This window comes from Pyruvatibacter sp. (genome assembly GCF_040219635.1).
Lineage (GTDB): Bacteria > Pseudomonadota > Alphaproteobacteria > CGMCC-115125 > CGMCC-115125 > Pyruvatibacter.
On record NZ_JAVJSC010000009.1, the window covers coordinates 218,808 to 244,524 of the forward strand.

Annotated in this window: 23 protein-coding genes, 1 tRNA gene and 1 riboswitch; of the genes, 11 read left to right on the plus strand and 13 right to left on the minus strand. The window is 57.4% G+C overall.

Features of this window, described 5'->3' with window-relative positions; translation table 11 throughout:
- Positions 1–7: 7 nt before the first annotated feature.
- The 4 genes from RIB87_RS13285 to RIB87_RS13300 are packed head-to-tail and all read right to left on the minus strand — an operon-like array spanning position 8 to position 4,677.
- Positions 8–796 carry an ABC transporter ATP-binding protein gene (locus tag RIB87_RS13285; protein WP_350147456.1) on the minus strand — a complete coding sequence of 263 codons (789 nt, stop codon included), beginning with the start codon at positions 794–796 and terminating at the stop codon, positions 8–10.
- On the minus strand, positions 793–1,785 hold the full coding sequence (locus RIB87_RS13290; protein WP_350147458.1) for a FecCD family ABC transporter permease: 993 nt from the start codon (positions 1,783–1,785) through the stop codon (positions 793–795). Before RIB87_RS13290 ends, RIB87_RS13285 begins: the two co-directional genes overlap by 4 nt.
- Complete coding sequence (locus RIB87_RS13295; RefSeq protein ID WP_350147460.1) at positions 1,782–2,573, minus strand: ABC transporter substrate-binding protein; 792 nt, start codon at positions 2,571–2,573, stop codon at positions 1,782–1,784. The genes RIB87_RS13290 and RIB87_RS13295 overlap by 4 nt, the downstream gene beginning before the upstream one ends.
- Before the next feature lie 40 nt (positions 2,574–2,613).
- A complete protein-coding gene (locus RIB87_RS13300; protein ID WP_350147462.1) occupies positions 2,614–4,677 on the minus strand; it encodes a TonB-dependent receptor in 2,064 nt (687 codons plus the stop codon).
- A 168-nt stretch (positions 4,678–4,845) separates the two neighbouring features.
- Positions 4,846–5,056: riboswitch (cobalamin riboswitch) on the minus strand.
- 193 nt (positions 5,057–5,249) lie between these two features.
- Between RIB87_RS13300 and RIB87_RS13305 the strand changes: the two genes are divergently transcribed.
- Positions 5,250–6,545, plus strand: coding sequence for a cytochrome P450 (locus RIB87_RS13305; RefSeq protein WP_350147464.1), 1,296 nt, complete (start codon positions 5,250–5,252; stop codon positions 6,543–6,545).
- On the opposite strand, the gene eutC is transcribed toward RIB87_RS13305, so the two are convergent.
- The 4 genes from eutC to RIB87_RS13325 form a co-directional block, all read right to left on the minus strand.
- Positions 6,542–7,282, minus strand: coding sequence for an ethanolamine ammonia-lyase subunit EutC (gene eutC / locus RIB87_RS13310; RefSeq protein WP_350147466.1), 741 nt, complete (start codon positions 7,280–7,282; stop codon positions 6,542–6,544). The genes RIB87_RS13305 and eutC overlap by 4 nt on opposite strands.
- On the minus strand, positions 7,279–8,676 hold the full coding sequence (locus RIB87_RS13315) for an ethanolamine ammonia-lyase subunit EutB (RefSeq protein ID WP_350147467.1): 1,398 nt from the start codon (positions 8,674–8,676) through the stop codon (positions 7,279–7,281). Before RIB87_RS13315 ends, eutC begins: the two co-directional genes overlap by 4 nt.
- Positions 8,677–8,744: 68 nt before the next feature.
- On the minus strand, positions 8,745–9,785 hold the full coding sequence (locus RIB87_RS13320; protein WP_350147468.1) for a universal stress protein: 1,041 nt from the start codon (positions 9,783–9,785) through the stop codon (positions 8,745–8,747).
- On the minus strand, positions 9,778–11,556 hold the full coding sequence (locus RIB87_RS13325; protein ID WP_350147470.1) for a cation:proton antiporter: 1,779 nt from the start codon (positions 11,554–11,556) through the stop codon (positions 9,778–9,780). The genes RIB87_RS13320 and RIB87_RS13325 overlap by 8 nt, the downstream gene beginning before the upstream one ends.
- 456 nt (positions 11,557–12,012) lie before the next feature.
- Between RIB87_RS13325 and RIB87_RS13330 the strand changes: the two genes are divergently transcribed.
- Positions 12,013–12,303, plus strand: coding sequence for a hypothetical protein (locus RIB87_RS13330; RefSeq protein ID WP_350147472.1), 291 nt, complete (start codon positions 12,013–12,015; stop codon positions 12,301–12,303).
- A 172-nt stretch (positions 12,304–12,475) separates the two neighbouring features.
- Here RIB87_RS13330 and RIB87_RS13335 read toward each other — a convergent pair whose 3' ends face one another.
- On the minus strand, positions 12,476–12,769 hold the full coding sequence (locus tag RIB87_RS13335; protein WP_350147474.1) for a type II toxin-antitoxin system RelE/ParE family toxin: 294 nt from the start codon (positions 12,767–12,769) through the stop codon (positions 12,476–12,478).
- Positions 12,770–12,778: 9 nt separating this feature from the next.
- Positions 12,779–13,021 (minus strand): type II toxin-antitoxin system ParD family antitoxin, encoded by a 243-nt coding sequence (locus RIB87_RS13340; protein ID WP_350147476.1) that lies wholly within the window; start codon positions 13,019–13,021, stop codon positions 12,779–12,781.
- A gap of 349 nt (positions 13,022–13,370) precedes the next feature.
- On the opposite strand from RIB87_RS13340, the gene RIB87_RS13345 reads away from it, so the two are divergent.
- The 5 genes from RIB87_RS13345 to RIB87_RS13365 all read left to right on the plus strand — a co-directional run bounded on the left by RIB87_RS13345 (position 13,371) and on the right by RIB87_RS13365 (position 20,808).
- Positions 13,371–13,862 carry a GbsR/MarR family transcriptional regulator gene (locus RIB87_RS13345; RefSeq protein WP_350147478.1) on the plus strand — a complete coding sequence of 164 codons (492 nt, stop codon included), beginning with the start codon at positions 13,371–13,373 and terminating at the stop codon, positions 13,860–13,862.
- A gap of 3 nt (positions 13,863–13,865) precedes the next feature.
- The gene (locus tag RIB87_RS13350) at positions 13,866–15,311 is read left to right on the plus strand and encodes an efflux transporter outer membrane subunit (protein WP_350147480.1); all 1,446 of its coding nucleotides are present in this window, start codon (positions 13,866–13,868) and stop codon (positions 15,309–15,311) included.
- 35 nt (positions 15,312–15,346) lie between these two features.
- Positions 15,347–16,498 (plus strand): efflux RND transporter periplasmic adaptor subunit, encoded by a 1,152-nt coding sequence (locus RIB87_RS13355; RefSeq protein ID WP_350147482.1) that lies wholly within the window; start codon positions 15,347–15,349, stop codon positions 16,496–16,498.
- A complete protein-coding gene (locus tag RIB87_RS13360) occupies positions 16,498–19,740 on the plus strand; it encodes an efflux RND transporter permease subunit (RefSeq protein ID WP_350147484.1) in 3,243 nt (1,080 codons plus the stop codon). The genes RIB87_RS13355 and RIB87_RS13360 overlap by 1 nt, the downstream gene beginning before the upstream one ends.
- A 426-nt stretch (positions 19,741–20,166) precedes the next feature.
- The gene (locus RIB87_RS13365) at positions 20,167–20,808 is read left to right on the plus strand and encodes a recombinase zinc ribbon domain-containing protein (protein WP_350147486.1); all 642 of its coding nucleotides are present in this window, start codon (positions 20,167–20,169) and stop codon (positions 20,806–20,808) included.
- A gap of 392 nt (positions 20,809–21,200) precedes the next feature.
- Here the strand turns inward: RIB87_RS13365 and RIB87_RS13370 are convergent, their stop codons facing one another.
- Both RIB87_RS13370 and RIB87_RS13375 read right to left on the minus strand, forming a co-directional pair.
- Positions 21,201–21,581 (minus strand): DUF4345 family protein, encoded by a 381-nt coding sequence (locus RIB87_RS13370; protein WP_350147488.1) that lies wholly within the window; start codon positions 21,579–21,581, stop codon positions 21,201–21,203.
- Between the two features lie 84 nt (positions 21,582–21,665).
- Complete coding sequence (locus tag RIB87_RS13375) at positions 21,666–22,274, minus strand: TetR/AcrR family transcriptional regulator (RefSeq protein WP_350147491.1); 609 nt, start codon at positions 22,272–22,274, stop codon at positions 21,666–21,668.
- Positions 22,275–22,367: 93 nt separating this feature from the next.
- Here RIB87_RS13375 and RIB87_RS13380 point away from each other — a divergent pair, with 93 nt between their 5' ends.
- The gene (locus RIB87_RS13380; RefSeq protein WP_350147493.1) at positions 22,368–23,291 is read left to right on the plus strand and encodes a TIGR01777 family oxidoreductase; all 924 of its coding nucleotides are present in this window, start codon (positions 22,368–22,370) and stop codon (positions 23,289–23,291) included.
- A gap of 183 nt (positions 23,292–23,474) precedes the next feature.
- On the opposite strand, the gene RIB87_RS13385 is transcribed toward RIB87_RS13380, so the two are convergent.
- Positions 23,475–23,550 (minus strand) — tRNA-Lys (locus RIB87_RS13385).
- 235 nt (positions 23,551–23,785) lie between these two features.
- Here RIB87_RS13385 and RIB87_RS13390 point away from each other — a divergent pair.
- The 3 genes from RIB87_RS13390 to RIB87_RS13400 all read left to right on the plus strand — a co-directional run bounded on the left by RIB87_RS13390 (position 23,786) and on the right by RIB87_RS13400 (position 25,708).
- Positions 23,786–24,082 carry a DUF7218 family protein gene (locus RIB87_RS13390; protein ID WP_350147495.1) on the plus strand — a complete coding sequence of 99 codons (297 nt, stop codon included), beginning with the start codon at positions 23,786–23,788 and terminating at the stop codon, positions 24,080–24,082.
- 55 nt (positions 24,083–24,137) lie between these two features.
- Positions 24,138–24,542 (plus strand): DUF2177 family protein, encoded by a 405-nt coding sequence (locus tag RIB87_RS13395; protein ID WP_350147497.1) that lies wholly within the window; start codon positions 24,138–24,140, stop codon positions 24,540–24,542.
- Positions 24,543–24,610: 68 nt separating this feature from the next.
- Positions 24,611–25,708: a hypothetical protein gene (locus RIB87_RS13400; RefSeq protein ID WP_350147499.1), complete on the plus strand. Its 1,098-nt coding sequence runs from the start codon at positions 24,611–24,613 to the stop codon at positions 25,706–25,708.
- The last annotated feature ends 9 nt before the right edge of the window (positions 25,709–25,717 follow it).

A 25,717-nucleotide genomic window follows, 5' to 3' on the forward strand; every position in this document is an offset into this window, starting at 1 on the left:
ATTCCTGCTAAATCGAGTGGTGGGCTGGCGAGCCATCAAACATAACCGCCAGATGCCCGTCACTGCGAGCCACGGTGCATGGCGCACCAAAAGTGCGTGTTAAAACACCCGCATCAAGAATAGACCGTGGCGCACCCTGAGCAAACACATGCCCGCCACTCAGCACAATCACCCGGTCGCAAAACCTGTCGGCCAACGACAGATCATGCAGCGCGACCACAACCCCCGCACCACGCGCTGCCTCGCCCGCCAGAATACGCATCACATCCACCCGGTGTGGCGGGTCAAGATCAGCGATCGGTTCGTCGGCAATCAACACGTCATGCTGTCCGGCAAGCAGCCGCGCCAACATGGCACGCGCGAACTCACCACCCGACAGCGTATCCACCCGCCTGTCTGACATATCTTCAAGGTCGCAGGCCGCAAGTGCCTGGCGCACCGGCGCATCTCCCATCCCCGCTTCAGCCCCTTGCCACCACGGCAGATGCGGCAACCGTCCAAGAGCGGCAACCTCTGCAACGCTCAATGGCCAGTCAACCAAAGGACGCTGGGGCAGATACCCCACATGCCCCGCGCGCGCCTGCGCGTCCATCCCAGTCAGCAGGTTGCGCCCGATCGCCACGCGCCCCGCATCAGCTACCTGCACCCCCGCAAGCACCCGCAACACCGTTGACTTGCCCGCACCGTTGGCCCCTATGACGCCAACAACCTCTCCCGATGAAACAGCAAGCGACGCCTTTTTGAGAACAACCCTTTTTCCAAAGGCCACAGAAATGTCGAGCGCCCGCAACATCATGCCCGCCCTCCAAACCGTGATCGCATGACGAGCCACAGGAACACCGGCGCACCCAACAAGGACGTCAGCACTCCAAGCTGCAACCGCACATCGCTGAAGCCTGTGCGCAGAACAACGTCAGCAGCCAGCGTCAACACAGCTCCCCCGATTATGGACGGCAACAGCAACGCGCCGGGCCGCGCACCCGCGAGAGGTCGTAACGCGTGGGGAACCACAAGCCCCACAAACGCAAGCGCGCCCACCATGGCACCAACAGCCCCGGTGCCAAGCGCCACTCCCGCCACCGCCATCAGCCTGATGCGGGATGGCATAACCCCAAGTGATGCCGCCGCATCCTCCCCCAGCGCGAGCGCGTCAAGCCCCTTGGCCAGAGGCAACAGCAGCACCGCACACAGCGCTGCGAAGGGCGCAATCATTGCAGCGTCCTGCATTGACGCTGCATCGAGCGTACCCATGATCCAGGTCAGGGCTTCAGCCGCTGCAAACGGGCTTGGAGCCAACGCCAGTGCCAGCCAGGTGAGCGCCCCCACCAACGCGTTGATGGCAAGCCCGGCCAAAATCAGCGTTGCGGGTGGCGGCTGTCGACCTGCGAGCAGCAACAATGCAGCCATTGCAAATGCGGCTGCACCAAGCCCCGCCAGCGGCATGGCGACAATGCTCAACGAAGCAATGCCGAAGTAAAGCGCGCCAACACCTCCCAGCGCCCCTGCGCCCGATATGCCCAGCAGCGCAGGGTCAGCCAGCGGGTTGCGCAATAGTCCCTGCAATGCCGCGCCGCAAAGCCCCAACACAGCTCCGGCCAGAATGGCCACAAGCGTGCGCGGCATCCGCAAGTCCCAGAACACAATACCATCCGTACCCTGATGGCCTGCATTCTCCCACCACGAACTCAGTGGCCATACGACACCGGCAGGCCCTACCGCCAGCGACAAAACGCTGAACACAGCCAGAAGTGTGAGCAACACCAAAAACAGCAGGGGACGGGTCATTGTGCCGACACCTCCTGCGCCAGTTGCGCTGCCAGCCGCACTGTTTCAATCGACCCGCACAAAAGCGCTGACGGCGGCACGCGCTCAACATCCACAGCCCCCGATAGCGCTGGATGCGCAAACAGACGGCCTGACCGCGACGGTGCGGCATCCACCTGCTCGGCGATAAACAGTCTGGCAGGTGGAGCGGTCACCAACTGCTCAAGTGTCACGTACGTAGTATCGCCATAAGCCCCCTGCATATTGACGTAACCGGCATGGGCCAGAACCGCACCACCCAGCATCTGCGGCCCGTGCACCAACATGCCGGGCGACACCAGCAGCGCACTCATGGTGCGAGGCGCTGACGGTTTGGCAAGAAGCGCCTCAAGCCGCGCCGCAATGTTTTTGGCAGTCTCCGCTGCCCCCGCATAGGCTGCAACCTCGGTATATGTCTGCGCAATGTCCGCAAGCCGTGCCGCGTCGGCAATGCGTACGACGCGGATACCCAGTTTCTCAAGCTGTGCCGTAAGCCGGGCGTGCCCGAACGCACCGGCAAAAACCATATCCGGCGAGAGAGAAACAACACTTTCCAGCGCTGCGGGCGTTGTCGGCACTATCTGTGCTGCCTGCCACATGGACGAGATGTCTTGATCGTCCGCAAGATCAGACACGGCCACCAGCCGGGCACCCAGACCAAGAGACAACAATATCTGATCCGTACACAGATTGATGGAAACAATACGCTGCGGAACAGCGTCCTCAGCAGCAAAAGCCGGGGCGGCAAATGCCGCCCCGGCCAGAAACATTACTGCACCAGCCAGCCGGCTCGTGCGTCGTCCGATAGCGCTAGAACGCAACCGATGCCTCCACATAAAAGGCCCGCCCTGGCAGCGGAAATGCCGAATACCGGGTGGGGTTGGTGTCCGACGCCACCGCAACCGCATAGTACTCCTGGTCAAATGCGTTACGCAGTTCGCCCTTGAGCGTTACCGGCCCCAGCGTCCCACCGGCGGAAACATCCACCAGCGAATAGGATGGGATTTTCGGAAACGTCGCGCCTTGATCATTCAGCATTCGCTGCTCGCTCACATAGCGCCAATTGACCCCGACCCATACGGCATCGGCGGTCCAGTCAAGACCGACACCGCCTGTCAGGTTTGGCACAGCGGGTACATCGTTTCCGTCAAACTGCCCCTTGGTGAACACAGCTTCTGTCCAGTTGACCTGTGGCTTGATACGAAAACCTGCACCCAGATCAGCGGCAGCTTCAAACTCAATACCGCGACGACGTGTCTTGTCGAGGTTGGTGTTGAAGCCAAACACGGCAATTGTATCCGGCGTAAACGCAATCTGGTCATTTACTGTCATCTGAAAGACCGAGAGCCTTGCATCCACCGGCCCAATAGCCACCGTGGTGCCCACTTCAGCATCCCACGACGTTTGAGTATCCAGTGCAAAGGTCACCGGCAGGAACGTCAGCGGGTCAACGCGGGTGCCGACCCGTTCGTCAATCGTGGGAACCCGCACAGCCCGCCCGCCACGTGCGAAAACGGTCACGGCTTCGCTCACATCATAGGCAAGACCCAGGTTTGCCGATATGTCGAAATCGCTTTCGTTGCTGCGGGCAGCAGCATTTTGCGGCGATTCCAGCCTGGCCGTTGTGCGTACCAGCCGCACACCTGCGTCCAGTACCAATGCCTCCGTCAGCCCCACATCGCCCTGCGCGTACACCGCAACGGATGTCTGCCGGCCATCAAAATCAGCCCCGCCTGCAAATCCGATAAAGCGTCGCTCCACATCCGCCGTTGTATGCGTCACGTCAACGCCCGCAATAAGATTGACCGCATGACCGCCTGCAGCGCCTGAATAGGTTATGCGCGGTGTGAACGTGGCCGTCCCAAGGGCACGGTCATCGCGGGTGAACTGGCTGAAAAAATCACTCGACGTGACACTGCGCCGATACGCGGTATCGACAATCAGCGTGATGCCGTCCGCAAGCTGCGTTTGTCCACCCGCCTCAAAACGCACCCCGCGCTCTTCGGCAACGTCATTCGGGTTCGCGGTTCCCTTGGGATCATTGTTCACACGGTCAAGGCCGATGCTGGAGTCCACAAGACGTCCGCCGGGCAACCCAACTCGTTCGGTGTTGTAGGAGGCCCCGGCCCGCCAGCTTGTGCAGCCGGTATCGATGGTCACGTTGGCAGCATAGACATGCCGCATCAGCTTGTTGTTGCGCCGATAGCCATCGCTTTGCGTCACGTCGGCTGACAGCGCCACATGTGCGGGCGTACCTCCGAACGCGAACATGCCCTGCGCCCGTCGATAGCCAAAGCTGCCCGCCCCAACCGACGCCTGCACACCCGCCTCAGGTACACCGCCGCGGGTGACGATATTGATGGCACCACCAACAGCACCTTCGCCGTACAGCACGGCAGCAGCAGCCCCGCGAAGAACTTCAATGCGCGCAATGGCATTGCGCGGCACCAGCGTGAACTGAACACCTGAAAGATCAAGATCGTTGATCCGCCGACCGTCCACCAAAACCAGCGTGTTCTGCGTGGCCTGTTCGCCAAACCCACGAATATCAACGGTGCTGAAAGACGACGTGCCGTTGCCGAAAAAGTCGCGCGTGTGTAGCCCCGCCTCCGTCTCCAGAATCTCCGGCAGCGTCTTGCCGGGGTGGCGCGCAATCGCGTCACTGTCCACCACCGTCACTGAGGAGGACGACAACCCTGCTGCGAGGCGGCTGGCGCTGCTGACAACAGGTGGCAGCTCAAACGCGCCTGCCACCTGGACGTCCTCTTGTGCCGGTGCCGCGTGCGGCACAATCACAACCAGACATGCAAATGCAGCAGGCACCAGACCGGCTCTCAAGAAATCGCCTGCCCTTAATAGATCAAAGAGTCGCATGACCCGTATCCCTTCAAAATCCGCGCGGCGGCGTGCGCCCACGCGCGGCGGCTCTTGGAGAGAGGTATTTGGAAAATCCATGCCATCCCGCCCCGGCGCCACGTTTACAAAAACGCAGTCGCCAAAGCGGGGATTCCCGCAAGGATCGCGCCCATCGCACGACGCCTTAAGGCGATGCTCGCACCGGCAGGTCTCCTGGCTTGCGGGTCGTCACGCTTACGGCCGCCTTCCCGGTGCCTTGCAGCACCAGTGACATAATGGCCGGAGCATTCACCGCTCACAGTTGCGAGGGCAGCTACGGATTAGGACTCGATTGCGAGCCCGCACCGCATTCCCTTTTCATCGCTGTTTCCAGCGAACCGATGGTCGTCTTCTTTCTACGCCGCCGCTTCGCCACAGCGCAAGGCAGGTCAGTTATGCACGCAACACCAGCGTGACGTTGCGGCAATCACAAGGATTAGATCCAAACACGAAAAACAGCCGCAAAATCAACGTGCAAATGGTTGAAGTCACACCCCGCGCCCGCCATCATCCGCCGACAAAAGAAAACCCACCGCGAGGAGACGTCCCCAATGATCGACCCCAATATTTCCGAAGAGACCGCGATTGCCATCGTGGACCCCTATGCTTATGCGGATGGCGACCGGGTGGATCAGGCTTTCGCAAAACTGCGCGCTGAGATGCCGCTGGGCGTCGCGCAGCCTCCCGGCTTTGAGCCCTTCTGGGTCGTCACCAAGCACAAGGACATCATGCAGGTCGAACGCCAGAACGACATTTTCCACAATGGCGACAAGGCCACCACACTGGTGGATATCAACACCGACACCGCCGTGCGTGAAATGATGGGTGGCTCACCGCATCTGGTCCGCTCGCTGGTGCAGATGGACAACCCGGACCACAAGAATTACCGCCGCATCACCGCCGACAACTTCATGCCGCAGGAACTGAAAGCGCTGGAAGTGCAGGTCCGCAAGATCGCCAAAAGTTTTGTGGATCACATGGAAGAAGTCGGCCGCGCCAATGATGGCGTATGCGACTTCGCCAAGGATGTAGCGTTCCTCTATCCGCTGCACGTCATCATGGAACTTCTGGGTGTTCCCTCATCAGACGAACCCAAGATGCTGAAACTGACACAGGAGCTGTTTGGTGCGGCTGACCCGGAGCTTAACCGCACCGGCAAGGAACGAGGCGACCCCAAGGAGGCACTGGCAGCGCTGTCCGGTACGGTTGCCGAGTTCATCGAATACTTTTCCGCTGTCACCGAGGACCGCCGCAAGAACCCTCGCGCTGACATTGCCAGCGTTATCGCCAACGGCAAGATTGATGGTGAACCCCTGGGCGTGCTGGAAGCCATGAGCTACTACATCATTGTCGCTACCGCCGGTCATGACACCACATCTTCGACAACAGCAGGTGCCATGTGGGCGCTTGCCGAACGCCCCGAAGAACTGCGCAAAGTAAAGGAAGACCCGAAGCTCATTCCCATGATGGTGGAAGAATCCATCCGCTGGGTCACTCCCGTGAAGCACTTCATGCGATCCGCCACACAGGACACCGAACTGTCGGGCCAAAAGATCTCCAAGGGCGACTGGATGATGCTGTGCTACCCGTCCGGCAACCGCGACGAGGACATGTTCGATGACCCGTTCGAGTTCAAGGTCAACCGGCAGCCCAACCGCCACATCGCCTTTGGTCATGGGGCACATATCTGTCTTGGCCAACATCTGGCCCGCATGGAAATGCGGGCCCTGTGGGAAGAACTCCTGCCGCGCCTCGATCACGTGGAGATTGCCGGCACGCCTACGCGTATGCTCGCCAATTTTGTCTGCGGCCCAAAATCAGTGCCTATCCGCTTCAAGATGAGCTAGGGCGCGATCTGGCCGGTTTGGGCTGACATGTCCTTGAGCATCACACCCGTGCCGGATATCGCGCGGGCGCGCGAAAGCAGATAGGCTATCTTGTGCCCGGCGGTCGCAGGCGACATACCGCCTGCGCGAATGTTGGATATGCAGTTGCGGTCAGCGTTCTGACGACCCGTGCGCGGCGCATAGGTAAGATAGGCACCCAGGCTGTCCGCCGCGGAAAGCCCCGGCCTTTCGCCAATCAGGATGACGCTGAGCAGCGCGTTTACACGTTCACCGATCGGGTCTGCGAGCGCCACCCGCCCCTGCCGCGCCAGCACAACCGGCCCGACACGCCACCCCTCAAGCGCTATCAGCGTCGCAGCAAGCGTGGGCACGGCATTTTCGTGCAGCGCCCTTGCCGATAGCCCGTCCGCCAGCACAAAAACCACGTCACACATTTCCCGTGTGGCCAATTTGGCCTCGTCGGTGAGAAGGCGACCAAGATCAGGCCGCTGCAAGAATGTCGTCCGGTCCGGTGCCTGTGATGACACCTCGATAACCGGCAGCGAAACACCCGCCGCTGAAATCTGTCCGCGCAACAGCTTTGCATCAAGCGGCGTATAAACCGCATCACGCGCCTGCGCATGTGCCATACGAAACGCCAGCACTTCACGCGTAGGCAGCCCGTTGCCCGAACGACCAAGCGCGATGCGGGCATCCGTATGGGCCTGCAGAAAGCCCCACGGATCGCGGGCCGTCATGATGGTGCTCCGTCATACCCGATAAGCCGGCCCGCACCCGTTCCGCCCGATACCTGCGGGCGAACGCGCCCTTCACCATCCATTATGCGCATCTGCTGCAACCATGCCTCGAATTCAGGAGCGGGCCTGAGACCAAGCACATCACGCACATACAGCGCGTCATGAAATGACGTTGATTGATAACTCAGCATGATATCGTCCGCACCCGGAACACCCATGACGAACGTACAACCAGCAACACCAAGCATTGTCAGGAGCGCGTCCATATCATCCTGATCCGCTTCGGCGTGGTTGGTGTAACAAACATCCACCCCCATCGGCACGCCCAGCAGCTTGCCGCAAAAGTGATCCTCCAGCCCGGCGCGCAGGATCTGCTTGCCGTCATACAGATATTCCGGACCGATAAAGCCCACCACCGTATTAACCAGAAACGGATCAAAATGCCGGGCCACCGCATAGGCCCGTGCCTCAACGGTTTGCTGGTCCACACCATGATGCGCGTCGGCTGACAGCGCCGCCCCCTGCCCTGTCTCAAAATACATGACATTGCTGCCCATGGTGGCGCGACCCAGTGCCAGTGCCATTTCGCGGGCCTCTGCCAGCAGTGCCAGCGTAATGCCGAAACTCTCATTGGCCTTCTGCGTACCGGCGACAGACTGGAACACCAGATCCACAGGCGCACCGGCCCGCATAGCCTCGATCGCATTCGTTACGTGCGCCAGCACGCATGACTGGGTGGGAATTGAAAAACGCACGCGTATGTCATCGATCAGGTGCAATAGCTGCACCATCGCATCGACGCTGTCCGTCGCAGGGTTGATGCCGATCAGCGCGTCGCCGCAGCCATACATCAGCCCATCCAGAATCGAGGCGGCAATCCCCCTGGGGTCATCGGTCGGGTGGTTGGGCTGGAGCCGCACGCCGAGCCGCCCCTCAAGCCCAAGCGTAGAGCGAAAGGCAGTCACCACGCGGCACTTGCGCGCCACGGCCACCAGATCCTGATTGCGCATCAGCTTGCAGACAGCCGCCGCCATTTCCGGCGTAAGCCCGGGTGCGAGACCGGCCAGCGTCTTTGCAGTTGCCTCATCGCTCAGCAGCCAGTCGCGCAGCCCGCCAACTGTCAGCCCGCTGATAGCTGCAAACGCAGCCGCGTCATGTGTGTCCATAATCAGGCGTGTGACATCATCCGTCTCATAGGGAACGACGGCTTGCGTCAAGAACTGCCGCAGCGGCACATCGGCCAGCGCATAACATGCTGCCGCCCGCTCCTCGCCGCTGGCAGCCGAAAGCCCCGCCAGCACGTCCCCGGACCTCAACGGGCTTGCTTTTGCCAGCAACATGCACAGGTCATCGAACCTGTATGTTGTTGAATTGAGTGTATGCCGGTAGGCCAAGCCCATGCGCCCCGTGAACAGAGGAGCCACAACTATACAATTGGCCGCAGCCGGATTGAAATAGCCGGTCAGTCCTCGAAGTGCAGCGGCGTATGAAAATCCGGTGGCTTTACAGCAAGCACTGACCCGTCGATCGCCGTCAGAATATCTTCGGCTGTATTGCCTATAATGACGCCGTAAATGCCGGAGCGCCCTACAGTGCCCATCACCAGCGCCAATGGCCCAGCTTCATTAACATGCGCGGGAATGATCTCGTCAGGATCACCCCGCAGCAATATGCCGGACACGGGTACACCTGCCGCAGCGCCTGCGCTGCGGACCTGGCCTGCCAGCACGTCCAGCGCTGCGCGATGCCGCCGCTCCACACTGTGCACATATGCGGTCACTTCATCTGTTGATATGCCGGGTGCAGCGCGTTGCAGCAGACCCTCTGCAGGAGCCTCCCAGGCATGGATCAATGTAAGGCCCGCCCCGTGCACTCTCGCAATCTCAAGGGCTGCACCAACAATGTGTTGATTCAGTGCTTCCTCAGATGACACGGCAGACGCATCATCATCAGCATCAAGGTCAAAATCCACCGCAGCAATCACCAGTGGTTTTTCCGGCATGGCTTGCGGTATCGGCCCCGCATCACTGACATGAGCATCGCGTACAATCCAGACAGGCACCGGGCATTTACGCAGCAGGTGCAGGTCTTCGCTGCCAAAAATCTGCTGATGCAGTGCGCCAAAGTGAACGGCAGCCTTCACCACAAGATCACACTCTGACGCCATGACGTGACGCACAATCTCCAAAAACGGTTTGCCTGTTACAACCGTTATGGAGGTATCCGCTGACAGCCCGGTCTCTTGCAGATGTTCTGTGATTGCCGTGCTGCGATCTTCCCGACGCAGAGCGTCGAGGCGGTCCTGCGAGGCCCCACCCAGCGTGCTGACAAAATCAGCTCCCGGTTGGGGTCCAACCACAGAAAAGATTTCAACTTCTGCACCGCCCTCATCCGCCAAAACAGCGGCCCGGCGCAGCGCCTTGCGATCATCCACAGAGCCACTGCAGACAACGAGAAGCTTTTTAAAGCCCACCTGATGGTTCATCGGCTGCGTCTCAATCATTGCGTATCGCCTCCACCGAATGCCTGGCCACGGGCATATTTTCCTGCTCCAGAGGGTCCATCACATCAATCCGCTCCACCGAAGCCTCTCCCAAAATCAGTTCGACGGCGCGGTCAGCCGCATCCTGAAACGGCTCCAGCAACAGTGTAGCACCAGCAGCCTCAAGCTCTGCACGGTCGGCCGCGTGATGGCACACCGCCGCAATCTGTCCGGCAAAGCCTGCCGCACGCAGCCCCCCCGCCAGCAAGGCGCGCGGATCGCCCGTTGCAAATGAGGCGGTATGCTCCGGCATGGAGGCCACTGCGTGAGTTGCATGTTTAAGCGGCAGGTGTGCCAGAAACTCCGGGTCCGTAGCATCGCCATACACCACATCAAGACCCTGCTCGCGCCACAGCTTCACGGCCACCGGGTTGAAATCCACCCCTAACACCCGCTGGCCACTGTTCTGCAGGCGCTGGGCAATGGCGCCCCCATAGCGGCCCAACCCAAACACCAGAACCTGTGGCCCGGCAACGCTGTTGTCAGTGGCCGCTTCGGTTTCCCGTGGCGTACCTTTGCGTTCAAAAACACCCAAAAAGGGTGCCACCCTCTCATACAGCCAGTGAGAATAGGTGATCATGTAGGTGGACGCCGCAATCGTGATGAGACCGACCAGCGTGACCAGCCCCAGCCCGCCCTGTGTGACATGGCCGAGCGACAACCCCATTGCCATGAAGATGAGCGAGAACTCTGAAATCTGCGCCACCGTCAGCCCGGCAAGAAAGCCCGTGCGTGCGCGGTAGCCCATGGCCCCCATGATGGCCAGCACGATAAGCGGGTTGCCGATCAGCACAAACAACGAGAACACGATCGCCGCCCAGGCATTTTCGCCCAGAATGGACAGGTCGAGCGCAGCACCCAGCGAGATAAAAAAGAACAGCAGCAAAAAATCACGCAACGCAGCCAGCCGCGCGGCAATGGCCTCACGAAACGGCGTCGAGGCAAGCGACACGCCGGCCAGCAGTCCGCCCAGTTCCTTACCAAAGCCCAGATAGTGCCCTACGGCTGCCAGCAGCGCCGCCCAGCCGATTGCAAAAGCAATCAGCAATTCAGGCGAGCGCGCCATGCGACCAATCAGCGGTGTCGCAATATAGCGGATAAACACCAGCACCGCCCCCACCAGCGCCACGCCATAGACAAACACCATGGCAACCGCCTGCGCACCGGACCCCGCCGTTGTGCCGCTTGCCCCGCCCGCAGCCTGTCCCTGCGCAACCGCTGACAAAACAATCATCGCCATCACGACAACCAGGTCCTGCACAATCAGGAAGCCGAGCGCGATGCGCCCGTGCAGCGCGTCAATCTCTTTTTTGTCCGACAGGAGTTTGACGATGATGATGGTGGACGAGAACGTGAGCGCGACGCCGATATAAACCGCAGTCACCCAGTCAAACCCAAGTGCCAGCGCAATCAGGAATCCGAATGCCGACGTAAACACCACCTGGCCCAACCCGGTGGTAAGCGCCACGGCACCAAGCGTGCGGACAAGTTTCAGATCAAGCTTGAGCCCGACCAGAAACAACAAAATGGCAATGCCAAGCTCTGCCAGCAGGTCGATATATTCGTCAGACTGCGCCACATCGAGCACTGACGGCCCCGCCAGCACACCGACCGCAATGAAACTCACAATCAACGGCTGCCTTAGCAGCAGACCGACAAAGCCAATGGCGGCAGCAAGCACAAGCAGCGCAGCTATCTCGTAGAAGACGTAGCCCGAAACAATATCAACCATCAAAGCCCGCAGAACGCAGCGCGGTCAACGCACGCTCTCCTTCCGGATATGGACGGCATTCCACTCCCCCGAGCCGTGGCATGACTTTCTCACACCACCAGCCTGCCCTGCGTCCGGATAAACACGCCACGAACATATCATTCCCCCACAGCCAACGCACTAAACAGTCTTGCCGACGGCGATCATTCCCATATCGTCGGCAGTTTGTGGCACGGGAAAATCTTGGTGGAGCTAGACGACCAAACATCGAACCAGCTTTTTTAATACCTTAGCAGACTGGAACGCTCAGCTAGAGGCGCATGATCTGGGTCATGACACGTTTTTTGACCCACCTGACCCGTCGCCTTGAGCGTGTGTAGCGCTCCCCTTTCCCCCAACTCCAACCTAGAGATGCCGCAATCTGGTGCGTAACCCGCCGCACCGGATGTGTCGCTGCTTGTGCTTGCCCGATTGGCCATGACTTCAAAACCCCGCTCCCCTTCTTACGTGCTGTCCGTGCGCATGACGCCAGACGAACATGCAGCACTGAAAGTAGCGGCGGGGAGTCTAACGGTCAGCGCGTATGCACGGCACAAGCTGCCAAGGGGTAGCGCGGTTGCCAAGTCCCGCATGAGCCGTAGCCCGAAAATGGATCAGGCTGTTGCGGCCAAGATGTTGGCAGCCCTTGGTCGCTCGGAGTTGGCGGGTACGCTTGCCCTTCTGGCCAAGGCTGCGCTGATGCGTGCACTTGGGATCAAGGAGGATTGACCCATGATCCTCAAAGGCTCTCAACACGGCGGTGCAAAAGCCGCGTCACTCAAAACTTAATGGGATCGTGCCGCGCGTCCCCAGACTCATGCGGATCACCTTGCCCGACTGCGAAACAAATGCCGCGCCACGCCGAACCGGAATCATTTCCAGTAATATCACCGCTAAGGGCTTAGACCGGGTCGGTATCCCAGTCCTCGCGGGCGTGACGAACCCGCAGGATCAGCACGTCACCTGATTCCTCAATGAGATAGATAATGATATGCGCGCCGTGGGGATGGCACCGCACTGGCGGATTGATCTCGGTGCGCTCACGGGCTGCTCTTGGGTTGTCAGAGAGGAACCTAAAAACCTGCTCCAGCGCAGCGTGATAGGTATCGGCCTGCGCCTCGCCAAACAGCGCATACCCCTCCAGATAAACGGCAATAATATCGTCTTCGGCTTTTTGGGTGAGCTTGTAGGCCATCGCCTACCGCTATGAGCGCTTGGCACGTTTGCGTGCCTCGCTCAAAATACCGCTCATGGATTTCTTGCTGGTGCCGCTTTCAAGCGCCTGTGTCACAAGAACCTGCATATGGGCGATTTTACCCTGCTGCTCCTGATCCTTGCGGATCAGGTCGCGGACATAATCGCTCGCATTGCTGTATCGGCCTTCTCCGGCCTGCGCTTCGACCCATTCCTTCATGGGATCGGGAAGCGATACATTCATCGTCGCCATAACGAACCTCCTCATCTCATTCCACGATGACACAAATTGACAAAGATTGTCAATTTTTCAAAGCTTGCGAATGGGTATTTGCGGGTATGTTTTTGGATATACGCGTCAGTAGTTCCAGAACGCATGAACTTGCTCACAGCCTGTCTCGATACTCACCCGGACGCCCTCAACCCGGTTCATCCTGTGGAATCACTGGCGGCACGAAAGCACCATCCCGCCTACGAGCGTTGCCGGACTGACGGCCAAAAAATTCCATACTGCTTGTTTCAAATGTTTAGTATATACTAAACATACAGAATGTATTAAATGTATCGTCTTCAGATGAAGGGAGAAGCGAGTGGCGATTGAATTGACCGACCCAGAAATCGATCTGATTGAGCGCATGGGCTTCATGGCTCAAGCCGACGGTATTCCTCGTATCGCGGGACGTTTGTGGGGTCTGTTTGTGATCGTTGGCGACGTTTTGAGTTTTTCGGAGATTGCGGAGACGTTGAAGATCAGCCGGGGCAGCGTCAGCACCAATGCGCGCATCCTTGAAAACCTCGACATTCTGGAGCGCAGAACTGTGCCAGGTGAGCGGCAGGATTATTTTGCTATGCGGCAGGAACCGTACTTCTCCCTGCTCAAATCGAGCGTCAAACGCCAGCGCGAGAAGATGGACATCGTGCGCGGGGCACAGGCAGCGATTGATCGGCCGGAAGCCAAACACCAGCTTCATGAGCTGGCGCTTTTCTATGAAGCGCTGGTGGGCGGCTTCGAGACGAGCATCAAAGACCTTGAGGCAACCAGCAAAAAGAAGAGCGCCGCAAAAAACAGGCCACGCAAACGGATGGGCGGTTAGCGCATGAGGTTCACACATCAGATGCTCGACACAAAAGTCTTGCGCGTAAGTTTTCCCCGTCTTCTGGGAACACTTTGTGTTGTGGCACTGTTAACCGCCTGCGCCGGAACGCCTCAGGAGCCGACAGAGTTTGCGCAAAGCGTTTCCGACACCTGGGCTGCAGAGAATGCAAGCGGGCAGCCGATTGTCGATGCATGGTGGCAGCGTTTTGACGATCCGGTTTTGAACGCGCTTATAACGAAAGCCGATGCGCTCAACCCAACTGTCACTCAGGCGGCGGCGCGAATGGATGCAGCACTTGCACAAGCGCGTATTGCGGGGGCTAATCTTTACCCGCAAATCAACGCTGATTTTTCCGGATCAAGACAAAAGGCAAGCCCGACGGGGCCAACAAACAAGACATATGGCCTCTCCCTTAACACCAGTTGGGAAATTGATATCTGGGGCAGGCTAAGCGCTCAGCAGGAAGCCGCACGATCAGATTTTGTCGCCAGTGAAAATGATCTACGCGCCGCCCGTCAATCAATTGCAGCACAAATTACCAAGGCCTATTTCACGGTCATTGAGGCGCGCGAACAAATTGACCTGTCGAGCCGCACGGTTGTTGCGTTTGAGGAAACCGCGCGCCAGACCGCAGACCGGTCGGATGCGGGCATTGGCGCGCCCAACGATAAATTGCTGTCATTTGCGAACCTGCAATCGGCGACTGCCGGTCTGGCTCAGCGAAGAGAAACTGGCGAGCGTGTCACACGGCAACTCGACATTTTGGTAAGAGACTATCCGGACGGTATTGTATCCACTGCTGAAAGCCTGCCAGCTGCGCCACCTGCCCCACCTGCGGGTTTGCCCGCCACATTGCTGGAACGCCGTCCGGACATTCAGGCCGCTATGGCACGACTGCAAGGCGCCGACTATCGCACGGTAGCAGCGCGCCGCGCCCTGTTGCCAAATATCAGCCTGACAGGCTCCTACGGCACAACATCCTCAGACCTTGGAGACCTTCTGAGCGGTAATTTCTCAGTCTGGTCAATCGCCGGTCAGCTGGTGCAGCCGATCTTTCAGGGCGGGCGTTTGCGGGCGCAGGTAAAGCTGAGTGAGGCTCAGGCGCGTGAGGCATATGAAGCCTACGCAGAAACCGTGTTGCGCGCCCTGTCAGAAGTTGAAGCTGCCCTGGCGGCGGATGCTCAAATTGCGGCGCGTGAAGAGGCGCTGCGTCTTGCAGCGCAAGCAGCAGAAGAATCCACCCGCATCGCGCTTGATAGATACAGCGAAGGTACCGACCCGTTTCTTGTGGTGCTGGAAAGCCAGCAGCGTGCCCTTGATGCGCGCTCGGCCTGGATCGCTGCGCGCCGCGCACGGCTTGATAACCGGATTGACCTTCATCTCGCGCTTGGCGGCGGGTTTAGCGAGCCGCGTCCTGTCACCCTTACAGAAAGCAATCGATCATAAAGACCATCATCACGAATATCTGCGCCGCAGGGGTGATGCTTTTCATGCTCTCGGCGTGTGGAAACGAAGAACCGGCTGCAAGCCAAAACACAGCACCGGCCAAAGCAAGTGTCCGCATCGCCGAAATTCAGCTTGGCGATATTCGGCCATGGATATTCGGAGAAGGCACGGCGCGCGCTGTCGACCGGGAATTTTTGAGTTTTGAAAGTGCGGGGCGCATCGCCTATGTCGATCCCAATCTTAAGGAAGGGGATGTTGTCAACAAGGGGCAACTGATTGCCTATCAGGAAAAAAACCTGCGCGGCAAAGACACTACAGCCACACCAGACAACATTAGCCATGCGGCGGTGCGAGAGGCAAAAGCTGCCCTTGATCTCGCCCAGAAGACCTTCGACCGCTTCAAAATTCTCTTGCAGAAGCGTTCTGCATCGCAGCAGGAATTCGATGAAGCCAAGGCCGAACTTGAACAAGCGCAAGTTCAATATCAGAACGCCGTTATCGTTGCCGACGAATCTCGGATCGTCTCGCCGATTGACGGCGTAGTCGCCCGCCTGAATATCGAGCAGGGGTTTTACTTTTCGCCGCAACAGGTCAACTCGACCTCTGAAGGCGCGGCGCTGAACACCGTTCCGGTTGTCATCATCAATCCGGGAACCTTCGAGGTTCGCATTAGCCTGCCGTCCTACACCTTTGAGCAGGTCAGGGTTGGGGCTGCCACCATTGTTGAGCAAAGCGGCTATGGCGGCAGGCCAGATGATACCGAACGCTCAGCCCCTCTCAACGAGCGGCAGGCCGCTGGAACAGTTTATGCGGTCAGCCCGTCGATCGATCCGGAAACCCGCACTTATGCCGCGCGTGTGCGAACCGAGCAAGGCGCTGAGATCATGCAGGACGGCGAGTTCGTAACGGTATGGATTGCCGGTGTGCCGGCTGAAAATGTGGTCGCGGTACCCATAGATGCGCTGCGCTACAAAGACGGTCAGCCATTTGTATTTATCTGGGACGACAAGACGTCAACGGTTGCAAAACGCCTGATCCGCACGGGCTTGTCCGGCGGCGAGTTTGTCCAGGTTCTCGCAGGTTTGAGTGTGGGCGACCGGGTTGTAACCGAAGGCCGCTCCGTTCTAGCCGATGGTGATCGCGTCGAGGTGATTGGTTCACCGGTGACAAATGCGGGAAAATTGTAATGAGTGCTCGCACAGACGCAGCATCCCAGGCTGGCAGCAGGCCGGTGGAAGAAACGCCTGAGGTCAGAAATGCGCACCCTCTCGCGCGGTTCTTTTTCCTGAAAACCACGTTTGCGACCTTGCTGGTGACCCTGCTCGTTGCAGGCGGTTACATGGCCTATCTCTCAATGGTCAAGGAAGCCTATCCGGACCTTGATATTCCGCGCGCGACAATCACCACGTCGTGGCCGGGTGCGGACCCTCAGACCATTGAGGAGCAAGTCACACAGGAGATTGAGGACGAACTGACAAGCCTGAAGGGTCTCAAGTCCCTTACCAGCGCATCTTTTGATTCATTCTCGATCATCGCAGTTGAGTTCGAGGCGAATGCCGACCCGCAGGAATCGATGACCTTGCTGCGCTCCAAAGTATCGGATGCAGACTCGCAGCTGCCGTCAGATGTTGAAACGCCGACGATTTCGCAAGTGTCTGTCGATGACCGCCCCATCATGACCGTGGCGCTGTACGGTGAGGCGAGCGCGGGCACGCTTTCCGAGCTTGGGGAGGAATTGCAAAAGCGCCTTGAGACCATAAACGGCGTCAGCGAAGTGACATTGAGCGGTGCCCGCGATGAGGTCATTCAGATACTTCTTGATCCCGCGCGCTTGTTGGGGCTGGGCGTGTCGCCCGTGCAGGTGCGCGATGCCATTTCGCGCGCCAATCTCGAGCAGCCTTTCGGTGAAATCGAAAACGAGGATTTTGGCGCGGTTGTGCGTCTCGAAGGGCAATTTCGCAGCGTTGCCGATCTGATGGAATTGCCAGTCACACGGCTTGGCGAAGGTGTGCAGGAAAGACCCGTACGCCTGAGTGAGATTGCCACCGTGAAGCGCGCACTGGAGCCCGAAACAAGCCGTGCCTTCTATAGCAAGGTGGGCTCGCCATTCGGGGCATCCATTGATCTGGGCATCAAGAAATCACCCGGCACTGACACCGTGAAGCTGCTCGACCGTATCAAAATTGAGCTCAATGAGATCAAGCAATCCACGATTTGGCCGCAAGAGGTGCACTACGAAATCACGCAGGATGAATCAGAACAGATATGGGACTCCCTGTCGGGCGTGTTCATAAATGCGCTACAGGCGATGATCGCCGTTTTCCTCATCTTGTTCCTCATCCTGACCTGGCGCGAAGGGCTGATCGCTGGGATATCAATCCCGGTCTCATTCGCTGGCGCGATGATCGTAATCTGGATGCTTGGTTACTCGCTCAATGAAATCGTGATTATCGGCATGGTGCTGGCGCTTGGCCTCGTGGTCGATGTATTCATTTTGATGATGGAGGGACTGCACGAAGAGATTTACACCAACAACAAGACATTTGGACAAGCCGCGCTGGCCACGGTTGGACGCTACGGGGTGCCCGCGTTTGCAGGGCAGTTGACAACGGTTCTGGCGCTTGCGCCGCTCATGGCGATTGGGGGTGTGTCGGGCAAGTTCATCCGTGTACTGCCGGTAACGACAATTGCCTGTTTATCCGTTGCCTTTATCGTTGCACTCATCGCCAGCGTTCCACTATCGCGCTATCTCATGGCGCGGGTGGCCAACAGCAGCAGTAAAAACAAGGAAACAACCTCGGACCGGTTGATGGCGTCGGCATCGGCTTGGCTAAACGCATGGAGTTTGAGGGGACCGCTGGCCAGCAAGAAAAGCGCGGGCGGTTACGTCGGCGGTGCCTTTGCACTGTTCGTACTGTCGATCATGGCTTTGGGGCAGGTTTCGGTTGTGATGTATCCGGAAACCGATGGCGTCAATCTCGGCATCAATGTCGAGCTTCCGCCCGCAACCAGTATTGAATCCTCTCAGGAAGTGGCCAATGCCGTTGGCGAGTTGTTGCGGCAAAAACCTTATTTCGAAAGCATCGTGAAGTTGGTCGGGCGCAACAGCCCGCTCGCCGGTGGTTCGATTGAAGCATCCCTGCAGCCCTCCGAGGCCGACAACTTCATCGGGTTCTCCGCCATTTTTGTTGACGTGGAAGATCGCTCAAAAAAGAGCTTTGAACTGGCCTCAGAGTTGCGCCAGGAAATATCCGGCTATCTTGATGCCAACGTACCCGGTGCCAAGTTGCTGGTGGTTTCAGAATCCTCCGGCCCAGGTTCGGGTGATCCCATGTCAATTTCCCTATCGGGTCCGGATATGGATCAGTTGCAGGCGCTGTCAGCGCAGGTGCAGGCCCTCTTGAAAGCCACAGCGGGTACGGCGGATGTGCGCGACAATCTTGGTAGCGTCAAAGCGGAAATTGCCTTGACGCCCAACCGGGAAGCGTTGAGTTTTTACGGCATCTCGCATAGCGACCTTGCTGCGCAAATCCGCTTCGGGCTCAGCAATGACAAGATCGGCAGCTTCGCAACGCTTGGTCCAACAGATGATCTGGATATCTTGATGGGCATGGATTGGCAGAGCCGTGGCGGCGAAGGCGGCGGTCCGCGCCGTCTTCAGGAGCTCTCAATGATCCGCGCCTTTACATCGTCCGGAGAGACCGTCTCACTTGCATCGCTGCTGACGCCGGTATCCTCCGAGGCACCGGTTTCCGTTGTGCATAAAGACGGCCAGCGTGCCTTGTCCGTTTTGTCCAAGACCGATGGCCGCCCGGTAACGGAAATTGTCGCGGAGATCACGCCCAAACTGGAAGCCATGCAGAACGATTGGCCTGCTGGTTATAAGTTTACGTTTGGCGGTGAGTCTGAAGAGACCGCTGAGACATTTGCGTCGGCAGGCGTCATGCTGGTGGTTGCGATCATCATGGTGTTTGGCGTTCTGGTGATCGTGTTCGGTTCTTTCCCACAAGCCTTCATCCTGCTGACCACAATGCCGTTGGCACTGATCGGAACGTTTCTGGGTTTTTTCGTATTCGACATTCCGTTTTCGTTCTTTGCCATGGTCGGCGTGATCTCGCTGATCGGCATTGTCGCGAATAACGGCATCATCATGATCGATACGATGAACCGCAGACTGCGGGAGGGTTTTTCAGTTGCTGAATCAGCCGCCAGAGGCGCTGCTGAACGCATGCGTCCCATCCTGACAACGTCCATCACCACTGTCGTCGGCCTCATTCCCCTGGCGATCGGCAGCCCGATGTACCGCCCCTTGTGCCTGGCCATCATTTTCGGCCTTGTTGCATCAACGATCCTGGCAATGGTCATCGTGCCCGCATTGTACCTGCTTTTGACAGGCAAGGACTCAGCAGCGGTAGTCTCATTGGACTGATTGTATCCGGGCGAGGTTCAGCAAGCTGGCGCGCATCCAATCGGCGCATGGTTGGTCTCAATGAAATTGTCGTGGGTGTCTCGACGCGAGTGTCCTGACCGGAGGGTGTCGGGTCAGCCGCATTTTCCGAACCATCTCGCTGATTTGTTGTCTTCCGACCCATGCCATTTTTGCGTCGTGAGCACCCTCAAACAGTCGCTTTAAATGGGCACTCGGCTCAATGTCAGTGTCTAGCCTGCGACCAACAAGAAATTGATAGGTTTCGTGTGCAACCAAATCGGCCGCTTGAAACCCCGTATTAACGGCAACCGGCGAATAACCGTAACTCGCTTTGTCCTTTGCAATGACCGCAGTTTCCACGGCTGGCCAAATTATATTCTCCAGGTTCGATAGATACCTCCCGGAACCAAACTAAAAAGACACAGGTTGTTCTTCAGCGATAACTGCGGCACATCCGGCGACGACAGCCTGTCCAAAAATCAAGCGTTCGCCGCTGCCAAGCAACGGCAGAACATCAATCAGGATTTTCCACTTCGCGGCTTTGTGAACTGCGCTGCATGCGACCGCCCGATGACGGCTGGCTGGTCGAAGGGTCGCACCGCCAGGTACCCCTATTACATTTGTCAGACCAAAGGTTGCTCCGAGCATCGAAAATCTGTGCGCAAAGAAGCCATGGAAGGTGACTTCCGCGCCTTGCTGGTGGAGTTGACGCCCGTGCCGGAGCTTTTGGGGATGGCGCGCAAGATGCTCTCGCGCCTCTGGGATGCACAGCATAAGCGCCATGCGTCCAGCGCCCTTGATGCCAAAAGCAAAGCGCAAGCCCTTGCTCAAAAGAGCGAGGCCGTCATGCAGCGGCTTATGGATGCCGATGATCCCAAGCTTGTGAATGTCTATGAAAAGCAGATTGTAAAGCTGAAAGGTGAGCGGCGATTGCTGCTTGAAAAAGCCAAAAATCCGGTGCCCCAGCAGGCAGGGTTTGAGCAGCTTTATCGAACAGCCTGCCCGTTCCTCTCAAACCCTTGTAAATATGGCATTCAGGAGTTTTGGAGCACCAAAAACTGCTCCTGAGACTGATGTTTCCTGCAAGGGTCAGCTACGCGAAAAATGAAGGGTATCGAACCGCCGCAATCGCAAGCCCCTTCAGGCTTTTGCGGTCACTTGCAGGGTCTAAAGGTGAAGTGGTGGGCGCACAAGGATTCGAACCTTGGACCCGCTGATTAAGAGTGCGCCTGATTTGTTGAAAACCGAGGCCTATTCCGAATGAAACGGGCACAGAGGCTATAGAGATATCAAAGAGATAGCTGCTCGTTCGGAATGCAATGCGGGTGTGTTTCAAAAAAAATAGAGATCCGAACTGCGCTGACAACACCCCATTCGAATAGGCCGGGATTTCGTGCACCATAACTACGTTCAGTGCGAACAGGTCAATCAGCCGACCTAAGGAACTTATGCCAGAACCATTATATCCGTCCTGATTTCGTCAGCCTTGATTGCATCGCCCACATGAGGGGCGTTGGAATGAGTTCCAAGAGGATCACGGCGACGATAGCCAGATCAGGGGAATAGTGAACCAGCGCCCCCGCCCGGACCACACCTCCAATGAATAGCGCTGACAGCAGAAACCGGAACAAGGCGGTTTCGGACGGCCGCCACGCTACGTAGAAAAATCCCAGCGCTGTTGAAGCCCAGATCGCAGCAATAAATCTGTGAGAATTGTCCTCGAACGGATCCGTAATGCCATCATAAGGTTCCAAAAAAGCGCTGACGCCCGTTGCACCTGCGATGAGGCCGTACAGAACGAGAAGCACCCGTATAAACAATAGCATCTGCCCTTCGGACAACCATGTTCTCTTCACCTTGTCAGTCCTTCTGCTAGGGCCAGATTCTAATCACAGTTGGGGAAAAAAGGGGGTCATTTCACCGCGTCAGGCTATTTGGCCCAGGGCTAGTCTAAGAATATCTCGTGACAGGACGCGATCATCGCCTCTTGCATCCCTCATCATTGTCAAATTCATCTGTGCGTCGATATAGGCTGCCAACAGTTGAACGTTGGTATCGCTGGTTAGAGAGCCATTTTCTTTGCAGCGATCTAGCCAACTGACATATGCATTCAACTTCCAAGCATGAACCCTCTCGATCACCTTCGCAGTGTCTTGACCGATGTGGTCAACCGCGCTCCGAATTTTCACGAGCAGACAGCCTTCGGGAATACCCCTCTCTACCCGTTCATTGGTCATCTTCGATGCAAAGTCTTCCAATGTCTTTTGGAAGGGGTCGTTGCTTTCAAGGACTTTGAAAATCGGTACGAAAGCGGTCTCGAAGTACTTCTGCAAGCTCGCCGCTAGCAGCCCGTCTTCACCACCAAATTCACGATAAAGGCTCGGCCTGGAAACCTCAGCGCGCTTGCATACGTCGTTCAACGAAACAGCTGCCGGACCGTCCTGCCAAAACGCCATCATTGAAACGTTCAGCACATGCTCACGATCAAAGGTCTTGGGACGGCCTCTTTTTTTTGCCGCAGTTTGAATCGTCATAATAAAATACACGTCTGTCCGTTATTGTGTTTCCGATTTTTATAACATACTGTCCGAAATTAAACCACGACAGAAAACAGACGGGAATATGGGATGTCAAAAGAGCGAATTGCCATCATCGGGGCGACGGGATTGGTGGGCCGAACGCTCTACGATATCGTAGACAAAAGCCTGTATGAGATCGCCGTTATTGGGCGCTCGGTGAAGAAATTGCGTGCCATCTTTCCAGATGCGATCGACCATATGAACTGGGATGGCTTTAAGGAAAGCGAAGCCAAAAACTACTCCGCCATAGTCAACCTTGCCGGGTCGGGCGTGTCGGAACAGAAATGGACCAACGCTTATAAACAAGAGATGTGTGACAGTCGGATTGGAGCCACAGAAATCTGCGTCGATCTGTGCGCCAGGAACTCTGACATTCATCTGATCAATGCGTCTGCGGTCAGCGCCTACGGGTTTTATACTGAACCCTTCATCCGATTTACGGAAGATAACACCGACGCCCGCAAAGGTATCGCTTTCTTGCAGTCCCTGATTGATGTTTGGGAGGAAACAGCGTTGCTGGCCGAGAACACGGGCAATTCTGTTGCACTTCTGAGGACTGGCGTCGTCTTTGATGCATCGGAAGGTCCGCTTCCGCAGATCATGAAGCCATTCAAGATGTTCGTTGGCGGCAAGATCGGTTCAGGGCGTCAGATGATGTCTTGGATAAGCCTCGAAGATGAAGCGCGAGCGATCAACTTCTTATTGGCGAACAGACATATCACAGGGCCAATCAATTGCACCTCACCCGGCGCGTGCACCAATGCCGAGTTTGCAAAAGCACTTGGCAAAGCCCTCAGGAAGCCAAGCTTCTTTCCAACCCCCGCACTTATCATCCGCGCCACAATGGGACAAATGGGCGACGAGTTGATCGTTAAGGGTCAGCACGTATTTCCGAAAAAGCTATTGGATTCAGGGTTTCAGTTTAAACATGAAACGATCAATGCCTACCTGAGTGACGCGGTCGCAAGATGACCAATTTGCGGAGTTGTGAATAACAACTTGAAGCATACTCACCACCTAGCAGGCATTTGACGAGCCCCTGATGACGCCAGGAAAATAAGAACGTTTGACACCTAGTCTGACAGGCAGTTTGACACGTACCCGCTACGTTCCACGAAGGAAACTGCTAAGATGTTGTTTGTGTTGCGGTTTTCTTGGTGGGCGCACAAGGACTCGAACCTTGGACCCGCTGATTAAGAGTCAGCTGCTCTACCAACTGAGCTATGCGCCCATTCAGTCAGACGCGTTTATTGTGCGTCGGTACCTAAGCCAAATACCGATAATGCACACCATCGGCTGCATGAATGAGGCCGGGTAATAGCAAACACCGTATGCGGGGGCAACCGGCAATAGCATCACCTCAAGACCCCACCCTGCGGGTTTTTTGGTGCCAGCGGTACACTCAAACAGTCCTGTGAGGTATCCTTGCTTCAGGAAAAGGAGGGAACCGGACGAGGAGAAAACCATTGGCAGGCCAAAACATTAACAATACCGACGGACCAGGCCCGTCAGTAAAAGACAAAAAAACGTATGAAAGCTTGCGCGATGACGGTGCCAGCAAGGAAAAGGCTGCCCGCATTGCCAATGCGAAGGCAAGTGCCAGAAAAAGCAATCGCCAGGATCCCTCACGTAAAGGTGGCTTACAGCCGCCCTACGACCAATGGACGAAAAGTGATCTGTATGACCGGGCCAAAGAGCTTGGCATTGAAGGTCGTTCATCCATGACCAAGAAGGAGTTGATAAACGCACTGCGCGCCCGCTGAGGTGTCGCCGGGCTGTGAGCCCGGCACCGGCGTAGGCAAAAGGGGCTTACATCACATGACACAATATCTTCCCGTTTATTTTATCACCGCCGTTGTCTTCTTGGTGCTGGATTATGTCTGGCTTGGCCATGTAGCGCGCGACTATTACGCACGCGAGTTGGGCGACCTTATGCGCGATACGCCCAATTTTGTGGTAGCGGGCCTGTTTTACGCGATATACGCCGCCGGCATTGTTCTGTTCGCGGTGCTGCCTGCGCAAAACGCGGGAAGCTGGCAAGTGGCCGCCGCTTTGGGCGCGTGCCTTGGCTTCCTGGCCTATGGCACCTATGACGCGACCAATTTGGCCACCATTAAGGGCTGGCCTGTTGCAATGTCATTCGTAGATGTCACCTGGGGCACTGTATTGACCGCAACAAGCGCAAGCATTGCGTATCTCATCACAGCAGCGATCCGGTCTTAGCACCGCCCCCGGCCTGGCGCAGCACATACCGCAGCACTTACTTTGACACAGCTTTAAAGGAGAGCATCATGGTAAACACGCCCACCGTATCAATGATTTTTGACGACCTCAGCGCTCTCGGCGAGGACGTGACGAGCCTCTACTTGCCCCGCCCGCCTATCGCTCAGGGTTTGGAGAAGTGGCGTATTTTGAAAAAAAATGCAGTGGCAACTCTGGAAGAAAGTGCGCCGGACGCCCCTAAACTGATCGAAGAACTTTCACGCCTTGAACTATCGGATTTTCACGGCCTTGGCCTCGCCCTGTTTGCAGCAGCGGATGAAGTCAAGATCATGCACTTGACCCATCGTCCGTTACCGATACTCAAAACCCGCGGTAGCGCATTGATGCTGCCCGCCCTTGCTGACAACAGCAGCACGCGGGCACGCTGGGTTGCCATTATTGATCGCGACACACCACGGCTCGTGGTGGTCAACGGTAGCGAGGTGGACGATCACACTTCGAGCCTTGACCACATGACATACGAACGGGTGGCCAAAATCCGCGACGAGCAATCAAACGTGATGTTCCATTCAATCGCACGCGGCGGCATTTCTGCCGGAGATACAGGCACCGCCTTTCACGCGCTTGGCACCGGCAGTGATGAGGAAGAAGAAAAGGCAGAAGACGACTTTTATCGAAGCTTCGCAAAGGCCGTAGAAGCCGCTGTTCCACCGAATACGGATCATGTTGTTCTTGCGGGCGATCCCAGGCGCACGGGCCGTTGCGCACAGCATTTCAAGCGACTTCAAACGCAGCAGATGCATGGTGCGGGCGAGGCGCTGGAAGACAAGAACCTCGCACATTCCGTTCAGGAACTGCCACATGTTGAGGAACACCCCCCCGAGGGCCGGTCAAACCGGGGCGGAAAAGATCTCGAAACGCCATCTGGGCTCAGTGCGGCAGCTAAACAGGGCCGCGTTGCAACACTATCCATCGATCTTCATGCCTGCGGACTGGATTTAGACAACGCCGATGAGCACACCAAAATACGCATGTGGCACGACGTGCCAAACGTGTCCGCGCTGGACGAGGTAGCCCGCTCGGCACTGACAACGGGCGCAACCCTGGATTTTCAGGTTAACGGTAGCGGCCAGCAGGTATCAGGTACCGCGCGCTGGGCAGTATAGCCCGGACGT

Excerpts from the sequence above, each read along its gene's own strand:
- RIB87_RS13285 (WP_350147456.1), bottom strand. The coding sequence starts at position 796 with ATGATGTTGCGGGCGCTCGACATTTCTGTGGCCTTTGGAAAAAGGGTT.
- RIB87_RS13290 (WP_350147458.1), bottom strand. The coding sequence starts at position 1,785 with ATGACCCGTCCCCTGCTGTTTTTGGTGTTGCTCACACTTCTGGCTGTG.
- RIB87_RS13295 (WP_350147460.1), bottom strand. The coding sequence starts at position 2,573 with ATGTTTCTGGCCGGGGCGGCATTTGCCGCCCCGGCTTTTGCTGCTGAG.
- RIB87_RS13300 (WP_350147462.1), bottom strand. The coding sequence starts at position 4,677 with ATGCGACTCTTTGATCTATTAAGGGCAGGCGATTTCTTGAGAGCCGGT.
- RIB87_RS13305 (WP_350147464.1), top strand. The coding sequence starts at position 5,250 with ATGATCGACCCCAATATTTCCGAAGAGACCGCGATTGCCATCGTGGAC.
- eutC (WP_350147466.1), bottom strand. The coding sequence starts at position 7,282 with ATGACGGCCCGCGATCCGTGGGGCTTTCTGCAGGCCCATACGGATGCC.
- RIB87_RS13320 (WP_350147468.1), bottom strand. The coding sequence starts at position 9,785 with ATGATTGAGACGCAGCCGATGAACCATCAGGTGGGCTTTAAAAAGCTT.
- RIB87_RS13325 (WP_350147470.1), bottom strand. The coding sequence starts at position 11,556 with ATGGTTGATATTGTTTCGGGCTACGTCTTCTACGAGATAGCTGCGCTG.
- RIB87_RS13330 (WP_350147472.1), top strand. The coding sequence starts at position 12,013 with ATGACTTCAAAACCCCGCTCCCCTTCTTACGTGCTGTCCGTGCGCATG.
- RIB87_RS13335 (WP_350147474.1), bottom strand. The coding sequence starts at position 12,769 with ATGGCCTACAAGCTCACCCAAAAAGCCGAAGACGATATTATTGCCGTT.
- RIB87_RS13340 (WP_350147476.1), bottom strand. The coding sequence starts at position 13,021 with ATGGCGACGATGAATGTATCGCTTCCCGATCCCATGAAGGAATGGGTC.
- RIB87_RS13350 (WP_350147480.1), top strand. The coding sequence starts at position 13,866 with ATGAGGTTCACACATCAGATGCTCGACACAAAAGTCTTGCGCGTAAGT.
- RIB87_RS13355 (WP_350147482.1), top strand. The coding sequence starts at position 15,347 with ATGCTTTTCATGCTCTCGGCGTGTGGAAACGAAGAACCGGCTGCAAGC.
- RIB87_RS13360 (WP_350147484.1), top strand. The coding sequence starts at position 16,498 with ATGAGTGCTCGCACAGACGCAGCATCCCAGGCTGGCAGCAGGCCGGTG.
- RIB87_RS13375 (WP_350147491.1), bottom strand. The coding sequence starts at position 22,274 with ATGACGATTCAAACTGCGGCAAAAAAAAGAGGCCGTCCCAAGACCTTT.
- RIB87_RS13380 (WP_350147493.1), top strand. The coding sequence starts at position 22,368 with ATGTCAAAAGAGCGAATTGCCATCATCGGGGCGACGGGATTGGTGGGC.
- RIB87_RS13395 (WP_350147497.1), top strand. The coding sequence starts at position 24,138 with ATGACACAATATCTTCCCGTTTATTTTATCACCGCCGTTGTCTTCTTG.
- RIB87_RS13400 (WP_350147499.1), top strand. The coding sequence starts at position 24,611 with ATGGTAAACACGCCCACCGTATCAATGATTTTTGACGACCTCAGCGCT.